General features: G+C 71.7%; 7 protein-coding genes. 2 read left to right on the forward strand and 5 right to left on the reverse strand.

Annotation, left to right across the window (positions count from 1 at the left end):
- Window positions 1-488, reverse strand: a 488-nt coding sequence (locus tag ACWF94_RS29645) for an ABATE domain-containing protein (protein ID WP_453495170.1), incomplete at its 3' end; no start/stop codon positions are given.
- A 112-nt stretch (window positions 489-600) separates the two neighbouring features.
- Here ACWF94_RS29645 and ACWF94_RS29650 point away from each other — a divergent pair.
- Complete coding sequence (locus ACWF94_RS29650) at window positions 601-966, forward strand: VOC family protein (RefSeq protein ID WP_453495173.1); 366 nt, start codon at window positions 601-603, stop codon at window positions 964-966.
- Window positions 967-1066: 100 nt separating this feature from the next.
- Here ACWF94_RS29650 and ACWF94_RS29655 read toward each other — a convergent pair whose 3' ends face one another.
- From ACWF94_RS29655 to ACWF94_RS29665, 3 genes are read right to left on the reverse strand one after another with little or no spacing between them, the layout of a single operon-like run.
- Window positions 1067-2293, reverse strand: coding sequence for a dipeptidase (locus tag ACWF94_RS29655; RefSeq protein ID WP_453495176.1), 1227 nt, complete (start codon window positions 2291-2293; stop codon window positions 1067-1069).
- 6 nt (window positions 2294-2299) lie between these two features.
- Complete coding sequence (purE, locus tag ACWF94_RS29660) at window positions 2300-2827, reverse strand: 5-(carboxyamino)imidazole ribonucleotide mutase (protein WP_453495179.1); 528 nt, start codon at window positions 2825-2827, stop codon at window positions 2300-2302.
- Window positions 2824-3963 carry a 5-(carboxyamino)imidazole ribonucleotide synthase gene (locus ACWF94_RS29665; RefSeq protein WP_453495182.1) on the reverse strand — a complete coding sequence of 380 codons (1140 nt, stop codon included), beginning with the start codon at window positions 3961-3963 and terminating at the stop codon, window positions 2824-2826. Before ACWF94_RS29665 ends, purE begins: the two co-directional genes overlap by 4 nt.
- Window positions 3964-4140: 177 nt before the next feature.
- Here ACWF94_RS29665 and ACWF94_RS29670 point away from each other — a divergent pair, with 177 nt between their 5' ends.
- Window positions 4141-4761 carry a GtrA family protein gene (locus ACWF94_RS29670; RefSeq protein WP_453495185.1) on the forward strand — a complete coding sequence of 207 codons (621 nt, stop codon included), beginning with the start codon at window positions 4141-4143 and terminating at the stop codon, window positions 4759-4761.
- An 85-nt stretch (window positions 4762-4846) separates the two neighbouring features.
- Here ACWF94_RS29670 and ACWF94_RS29675 read toward each other — a convergent pair whose 3' ends face one another.
- Window positions 4847-6112 carry an ATP-binding protein gene (locus tag ACWF94_RS29675; RefSeq protein WP_453495188.1) on the reverse strand — a complete coding sequence of 422 codons (1266 nt, stop codon included), beginning with the start codon at window positions 6110-6112 and terminating at the stop codon, window positions 4847-4849.
- Window positions 6113-6385: the final 273 nt, after the last annotated feature.

Below are 6385 nucleotides of genomic sequence, written 5' to 3' on the forward strand. Positions count from 1 at the left end.
GTCCTGAGAAGCCTGGACTTGGACGAGTAGTGCGATGGGGTCGGGAGGGGGGCTGGGCGGCAGGGCTGGGCGGCGGGGCTGCGGTCGTAGTAGGCCCACTGGCAGTCGGGGGCCTCGCACGCCTTGAGGCGGGACCAGGTGCCGGCGGCGGAGGACGCGGCGATGGCGGCGGCGATGCGGGACAGGAGGGTGCCGGGGGACGCGGGGGTCAGGGTCGCGGCGCCGTCGGGGGTGAGGGTGACGAGCAGGGGGGCGTCGGCGAGGAGGCGGCCGAGGGCGGTGGGCGGGGGGCCGCCGGTGTGGGCGATGCAGGCGGCGCGCAGGGCCTCGCGGAGTTCGCGGGCGGCGGGGACGTCCGCCGGGGTGAGGCCGAAGCGGGCGCGGCCCTCCCCGGTGTCGAGGGCGTCGGCGCCGGACTCGATGTCCAGGGTGTTGACCAGGGCCTCGATCAGCGCGAGGCCGCCGGGTGCGGGAGACCTCTCGTTCATGGTTGCGACGTTACCCCCTATGGGGGACCATGCAGTAACCGTTACCGGCATACAGCAGTTAGCGGTAACCGCATGTATCCCGGACCACATGTATCCCGGACGAGGAGGAACCATGGCTGTCGCCACGCTGGGGACCGTCGTACTGGACTGTCCCGACCCCACCGCGCTCGCGCGCTTCTACTCCCGGCTGCTCGGCGGCGAGACCACGACCGACGCCGAGAGCGGCTGGGTCCAGCTGACCGGCGTCCCCGGGGTCCCGCTGGCCTTTCAGCGCGCCCCGGGCCATGTCCCGCCGAAGTGGCCGGCGCCGGACGACTCACAGCAGTTCCATCTGGATCTGACGGTGGACGATCTGGACGCGGCCGAGGAACAGGTCCTCGCGCTCGGCGCGCGGGCGCTGGACACCCAGGGCCAGGGGCGGCCCTGGCGGGTGTACGCGGACCCGGCCGGGCATCCGTTCTGCCTCTGCGTGAACTGAGCGGCCGGGTCCACGCCAGAAGTACGGGCCCCGGTGCGCCCCGCGCCCGTAACCAGGGGGCCTCGCAGGGCCAAGACCGGACCAGGCCGGCGGGACGGTGTCAGGAGCCGTCGGCGGCGGCCCGGCCGTCCAGCTCGGCGAGCGTCGCGTTCGACGGGCCCCTGCGCGACTGCTCTTCGCGCGCCACCGACTCCGCGTCGCGCAGCGCACGGACCGCGTTCCCCCAGGTCAGCTTGGCGAGATCGGGCTCGGACCAGCCTCGGTGCAGCAGTTCGGCGATCAGGTTGGGGTAGCCCGCGACATCGTCGAGACCGGCCGGGGTGAACGCCGTACCGTCGAAGTCGCCGCCGATGCCGATGTGGTCGACGCCCGCGGCCTCCCGCATATGGTCGAGGTGGTCGGCGACCGTGGCGGGGGTGGCGACCGGGCGGGGGTTGGCCTCCTCGAAGGCGGCGTGCAGCTTCATCGCCTCGGGTGACAGATCGAGAGGGTGCAGCCCGTGGGCGCGGAGATTGGCGTCCGCGGCCAGGGTCCACTCGCTCGCCGCGGGCAGGATGAACTTCGGTACGAAGGTGGCCATCGCGACCCCGCCGTTGCCCGGCAGCAGCGCCAGGACGTCGTCGGGGATATTGCGTACGTGATCGCAGACCGCGCGGGCCGAGGAGTGCGAGAAGATCACCGGCGCGGTGGAGGTGTCCAGGGCGTCCCGCATGGTCGTGGCCGCCACATGGGAAAGGTCGACCAGCATGCCGAGGCGGTTCATCTCCCGGACGACCTCATGGCCGAAGGGGGTCAGACCGCCCGCCCGGGGTTCGTCGGTCGCCGAGTCCGCCCAGGGGATGTTGTCGTTGTGGGTGAGGGTCAGATAGCGCACGCCGAGTGCGTACAGGGCGCGCAGGGTGGCCAGCGAGCTGTTGATCGAGTGGCCGCCCTCGGCGCCCATCAGGGAGGCGATACGGCCCTCGCGGCGCGCTTGCTCCATCTCGTCGGCGGTCAGCGCAGGTGCCAGCTCGCCGGGGTAGCGCGCCAGGAGCTGGCGTACGCCGTCGATCTGCTCCAGGGTCGCGCTCACCGCGTCGTCGCCGGACATCCCGCAGCGTACGTATACGGACCAGAACTGGGCGCCGACACCGCCGGACCGCAGCCGGGGGATGTCGGTGTGGAGCCGGCCGGTCTGGTCGGCGGAGACATCGAGGCGGTCGAGGTCGTAGCGGACGTTCTCGCGGAGCGCCCAGGGGAGGTCGTTGTGGCCGTCGACGACGGGGTGGGCGGCGAGGAGCGCTCGGGCGGTGTCGAGCAAGCCAAGATCATCGGGAGGGGTTGCCATGGGGGGTTACTTCCCGAAACCGAAGCTGCCCGCACCCTCGACCTTGGCGCGCAGCCGGTTGCCCTTCTCGGTGGCCTGGTCGTTCAGCTGCTGCTGGAAGGCCCGCATCCGGCTCTGGAGGTCGGAGTCCTGGGTGGCCAGGATCCGGGCGGCGAGCAGTCCGGCGTTGCGCGCTCCGGCGACGGAGACGGTGGCGACGGGCACCCCGGCGGGCATCTGGACGATCGACAGCAGCGAGTCCATCCCGTCGAGATATTTCAGCGGGACGGGGACGCCGATGACCGGCAGCGGGGTGACGGAGGCGAGCATCCCGGGCAGATGGGCCGCTCCGCCGGCGCCCGCGACGATCGTCTTCAGTCCGCGCCCGGCGGCCTCCTCGCCGTACGCGATCATCTCGCGCGGCATCCGGTGCGCGGAGACGACATCGACCTCGTACGGGATCTCGAACTCGTCCAGGGCGCGGGCCGCCGCCTCCATCACGGGCCAGTCGGAGTCGGAGCCCATCACAATGCCAACCAGCGGGGTGCTGCTCATTCGGTGATCGTTCCTCTGAGGTAGTCGGCCGCGTGGCGGGCGCGTTCGCGGGCATCCGCGAGATCGTCGCCGTAGGTGTTGACATGCCCCACCTTGCGGCCCGGTTTCACGTCCTTGCCATACATATGGATCTTGAGCTGCGGGTCCCTGGCCATGCAGTGCAGATACGCCGCGTACATGTCGGGATAGTCGCCGCCCAGCACATTGCACATCACGCTCCAGCGCGCGCGGGGGCGGGGGTCGCCGAGGGGGAGGTCGAGGACCGCCCGGACGTGGTTGGCGAACTGGGAGGTGATCGCCCCGTCCTGGGTCCAGTGGCCGGAGTTGTGCGGGCGCATCGCCAGTTCGTTGACGAGGATGCGGCCGTCGGCCGTCTCGAACAGCTCGACCGCCAGATGGCCGACGACACCCAGCTCGGCGGCGATCCGCAGCGCGAGCTGCTGGGCCCGGCCCGCCAGCTCCTCGTCGAGGTCCGGCGCGGGTGCGATCACCGTGTCGCAGACGCCGTCGACCTGCTGGGACTCGACCACGGGGTAGGCGACGGCCTGGCCGTGCGGGGAGCGGACGATGTTGGCCGCCAGCTCGCGGGTGAAGTCGACCTTCTCCTCGGCGAGCACGGGGACGCCCGCGCGGAACGGTTCGGCCGCCTCCGCCTCCGTACGCACGACCCAGACGCCCTTGCCGTCGTAACCGCCGCGCACGGTCTTCAGGACGACCGGAAAGCCGCCGGTCCCGGCCGCGAACGCGGCGACATCGGCGGGGTCCGCCACGATCCGGTGGCGGGGGCAGGGGGCGCCCAGCTCCATGAGCCTGGCCCGCATCACGCCCTTGTCCTGGGCGTGGACGAGGGCGTCGGGCCCGGGGCGGACGGGGACACCGTCCGCCTCCAGGGCGCGCAGATGCGCGATCGGGACATGCTCATGATCGAAAGTGATCACATCACAGCCTCGCGCGAACTCACGCAGCGTATCCAGATCGCGGTAGTCGCCGATGACGACATCGCTGACCACCTGGGCCGCGGAATCCTGCGGGGTGTCACTGAGGAGCTTGAAACGGATGCCGAGGGGGATGCCCGCCTCGTGGGTCATACGGGCGAGCTGACCGCCGCCGACCATACCGACTACCGGGAACGTCACCCTTACAGGGTATCCGCCCTGATCCGGGCCCCCGGCTGCGCCTGCGTTCCCCCGCCCCGGCCGTCCCCTCTGTCACGGCATGGCCACACCATCACCGAGGTCCCCGGGCAGGACTCCGGTCGGCTGGTTAGCATGGCTGGGTTGACGGTACCGATCTGATGGGGCTGGGCTCTCACTATGGGTGAACGAGGCGGAGTGCTGCGCGGGCAGCTCGACCAGCTCATGCGCGAAATCGCCAAGTTCGGTGCGGTGGGGGGCGTCGGTGTCGTCGTCAACCTCGCCGTCTTCAACCTGGTACGGGCCGTCACCGAGATTCCCGTGGTGCGGGCCTCGCTGATCGCCAACGCGGTCGCGATCCTCTCCAACTACGTGGGGTACCGGTACTTCACCTACCGTGACCGCGACAAGTCCCGGCGTACCCGGGAGATGTCGCTGTTCCTGGTGTTCAGTTTGATCGGCATGGTCATCGAGAACGGCATTCTGTACGCGGCGACCTACGGGTTCGGCTGGGACGGTCCGCTGCAGAGCAACTTCTTCAAGTTCTTCGGCATCGGGGTGGCGACCCTGTTCCGCTTCTGGTCCTACCGGACCTGGGTCTTCCGGACGCTGCCCGAGCGGGAGAGCGTGCAGGTCGTCCTGCCGGCACCGGCGGGCGCGCAGGCGGCGGATGGCACGCCGGTGGCCGTGCCCGGGCCCGTACCAGATGCTGTGCCTGTGGTGCCCGCCGCGCCTCTGGGGTCGGGGTTCGGGGCCGAGCGGGGGCAGATCGAGCCCGACGCGGTGGGGCCGCGCGGCTAGGGTCTGGCCGGCCCGGGGGTCGTCGGGGGGCTGTCCGCCCGGTGGGGGCGCTGTCGGTGGGGTGCGCTTTCGTGGGGGCGCGTCGTCATCTGACCGTGGGTGGTCGTTCCTTGCGGTTACGGGCCACCCGGCTCAGGAACAGCGCGAACACCGGCGGGTGCTGCTGGAGCAGTTCCAGCCGTCCGCCGTCCGCCTCCGCGAGATCCCGGGCCACGGCCAGCCCGATACCGGTGGAGTTCCGGCCGCTGATCGTCCGCTCGAAGATCCGCGCGCCGAGGTCCGCCGGGACTCCCGGCCCCTCGTCCGTCACCTCGATCACCGCCTGATTGCCGGTGACCCGGGTCCGCAGGGCGACCGTGCCGCCGCCGTGCATCAGCGAGTTCTCGATCAGCGCGGCCAGCACCTGGGCGACCGCCCCCGGAGTGGCCACCGCCCGCATCCCCTGCTTGCCCGACGCGACCAGGGCGCGGCCCGCGCTGCGGTAGGCCGAGCGCCACTCCGCGATCTGCTGCTTCACGACCTCGTCCAGGTCGAAGACGATGGCGGAGCCCGTACGGGGGTCCCGGGAGTTCGTCAGCAGCCGCTCCACGACATCCGTGAGGCGCTCCACCTGCGCCAGCGCGATACTCGCCTCCTCCTTGACCGTCTCGGGGTCGTCCGTGGCCGAGATCTCCTCCAGCCGCATGGACAGTGCCGTCAGAGGTGTACGGAGCTGATGCGACGCGTCCGCGGCGAGCCGGCGCTCGGCGGTCAGCATCCGGGCGATCCGCTCGGCGCTGGCGTCCAGGACATCGGCGACCCGGTCCAGCTCGGGGACGCCGTAGCGGCGGTGCTGGGGGCGCGGGTCGCCGGAGCCCAGGCGCTCGGCGGTCTCCGCGAGATCGGTGAGCGGGGAGCCGAGGCGGTTGGCCTGCCGTACGGCGAGGAGGATGGCCGCGATCACCGCGAGCAGCGCGACGCCACCGATGATCAGCAGCGAGTCGCCGACCTCGCTGGTGATCGAGGAACGGGGCAGCTCGACGGTGACGGTCTCGCCCTGCTCGCCCCGCGCGACACCCTTGATGACTCCGCCCCGGGGGCGCTCGCCGATCTCGATCGGCTCACGGCCGGGGATCTCGATCCGGGCGTACCGCTTGGTGCCGCTCTGTTCGGCGAGGATGCCCGCGTTGACCGGCTCGCCGCCGATGAGCTGGCTGTCGACGATGATCGCGAGGCGGGCGGCTTCGGAGTCCACGCCGGCCTGGGCGCTGGTGGTGATGGTGCGGGTCTCGACGATGACGAGGGAGACGCCGAAGACGGCGATGACGACGAGGACGACGGCGAGAGTGGAGTTGATGAGTCGTCGACGCAAGGGGCCCTCCGGGCGGGGTGGGGGTGACTGCGACCCGCAGCCTATGCGGGGCCGCGCCTCCCCGGAGCCGGTGGCGTGTTTCGAGCGGGGCTCGGGTCGTGGGTGTGCGTTGCCGGGTGCCCCCGGGTGTTCTCCCGGGCCCCTGGTTCCGCCTGGCGCCAGGCCGCGCCTGGTGAAAGCCCGGGACCGCGAGGCCCGGGCCCTTGCTGGGGGCTCCGCCCCCAGACCCGCCCCCTACGCCCTAGCGGGCGTGGAGGTACCCCCACCTACGCC

It is taken from the genome of Streptomyces sp. NPDC055078, assembly GCF_053607985.1.

Excerpts from the sequence above, each read along its gene's own strand:
- ACWF94_RS29650 (WP_453495173.1), top strand. The coding sequence starts at position 601 with ATGGCTGTCGCCACGCTGGGGACCGTCGTACTGGACTGTCCCGACCCC.
- ACWF94_RS29655 (WP_453495176.1), bottom strand. The coding sequence starts at position 2,293 with ATGGCAACCCCTCCCGATGATCTTGGCTTGCTCGACACCGCCCGAGCG.
- purE (WP_453495179.1), bottom strand. The coding sequence starts at position 2,827 with ATGAGCAGCACCCCGCTGGTTGGCATTGTGATGGGCTCCGACTCCGAC.
- ACWF94_RS29670 (WP_453495185.1), top strand. The coding sequence starts at position 4,141 with ATGGGTGAACGAGGCGGAGTGCTGCGCGGGCAGCTCGACCAGCTCATG.